1 protein-coding gene and 1 pseudogene are annotated in these 2,065 nt (G+C 44.5%); both read left to right on the forward strand.

Going from position 1 to position 2,065, the window contains the following annotated elements:
- Window positions 1-156 precede the first annotated feature (156 nt).
- Entirely contained in the window at window positions 157-465 is a 309-nt protein-coding gene (locus BWI92_RS26600) for a hypothetical protein (RefSeq protein ID WP_095168643.1), read from the forward strand.
- A gap of 111 nt (window positions 466-576) precedes the next feature.
- A pseudogene (locus BWI92_RS26605) lies at window positions 577-2,065 on the forward strand (DUF11 domain-containing protein); the annotation flags it as partial.

Consider the following 2,065-nt stretch of genomic DNA (forward strand, 5'->3'; position numbering starts at 1 on the left):
AAGACAATTATGGTACAGCAACGGTATGTCCAACGCCTCCGGTATCAGACCTAACGACTAGTATCAGTGGACCAAGTACAGGTACGCCAAGTACTCCTTTTGTGTATACTGTAACGGTAAACAACGTAGGTTCAGGAGCTAGTACAGGTAGCGTGAGTGAGTGAGAGCTTTAGCATTCCTACAGGATTAACTTTCAATAGTGGTGGTGGTAGCGGTTGGAGCTGTAGTCCAACAGGACCCGTAGCTGGCGCTACAACTATTGTATGTACGAATAGTTCACCGAATATTCCAGCGAGTGGCAGTGTGAGTTTTCCATTAAATGTTACCCCAACAACCACAGGAGGTATTGCAATTAGCGGTATCGTTTCAGGTGGTGGAGAAACCAACACGAGCAACAACAGTGCAACGAGCAATACGACGACGGTAGGCTGTGGTATTAGTGCAGGTGTCCTAAGTAAGCTTTAACCCTAACCAAGCAAGCAAGCAAGAAAGATATGATGACTTATATAATTCAAGAAAAAGTTCTAGGTTTTTTCAAAGGTATGGAAAAGCTTAGGGGTAGCCTTCCTTATGCTTATGTTATGGGAAAGTTCTTATGGACAGGCTTGTAACTACAAATCAGGAACCGTAACGATGAGTTTGAGTGGTCAAACCACAGGCTCAAATGTGAGTTCCCAGTTAGTATTGACGAATTCCTCAGGAATAATCCAATATGTGTCGCCCGTTAACGTGATGAGCATCGCCAATGTGGTTGCGAATACTTACCAAGCGGTAGCGGTGACGTATAACAATAGCGTTTCGCCGAATTTGACTGTAGGTGGCGATATCAACCTCGTGAGTTCATGTAGCAAAACAGTTGCAGTACCTATTTCGATATGTGACTGTAACAATGCGACAGGCGTGTTCACAGTAGGTCAAACAGGGAAGACCGCTTTACCGGGTCAGACAGATGTTTATGTTTTAACAGATGGAAAAGGTAGAATCTTATCTATCTCGAATAGTCCAAGTTTTAGCAACAATGGCAATGGTGTTTACAATGTGTATGGTGTAAGTTACACAGGTACAGTTTCAGGATTGACCGTAGGTGGAACAATCAATGGTGTGAGTGGAACGTGTGTAGATATTACCAATGCAGTAGGTTATGTAGTTTGTGTACCAGAGTTAGCAATTGTTAAATCAGGACCAAGTGTAGCAGAAAAGGGAGCTAACTATAACTACACCTTAACGGTAAGTAATAGCGGAACTACAAGTACATTTGGAACAACCGTAGTAAGCGATACCTTGGCAGCAGGCTTGAGTTTTGTATCAGGCTCAGGAACAGGATGGAGTTGTAGCAGTAGTACAATAGCGGGTGGCCGTGTGTTGGTAAGTTGTACCACAACGACTGGCATTGCCGCAGGAGGTAGTAGCTCATTGAACTTGACAGTAGTAAGCTCAGTGACAGGTACTGTGGTGAACAAAGCATGGGTAAGTGGTGGTGGAGACATCGTAGCTAAACGTCCATCGAACCCAGTGACGACCGTGATTAATGAACCAGCGAAACCAAACTTAGTGATAGCGAAGGCAGGTCCATCGTCGGTTACAGTAGGAAGCAACTTTGATTATACCCTAACGGTTAGTAACAATGGTACAGCGGGGACAAGTGGAACAATCACCGTGACCGATAACCTACCGACAGGTATTGCCTTCGTAGGTTCAAGTAGTACAGGTAGTGTATGGAGTTGTAGTGCGAGTGGACAATTGGTGACATGTACGAGTAATGCATCCATTATTGTGAATGCCAACTCAAACATTATCTTGACAGTACAAGCGGTTAGTGCTGCCAACTCACCAGCAATAAACACAGCTTATGTGAGTGGTGGTGGCGACCCAAGTACGACGCCAAAACCGTCGAATCCAGTAACGACTACGATTAACCCGACTCCAAAACCAAGTATTTCGATTGTGAAATCAGGTCCAGTAACAGCGACAGTAGGCACGAATTTCAACTATACCTTGACTGTAAACAACACAGGAAATGCAGCGACGAGTGGAACGATAACAGTAACGGATGTTTTAGCGACAA

This window comes from Flectobacillus sp. BAB-3569, assembly GCF_002270355.1.
Classification (GTDB): Bacteria; Bacteroidota; Bacteroidia; order Cytophagales; family Spirosomataceae; genus Flectobacillus; species Flectobacillus roseus.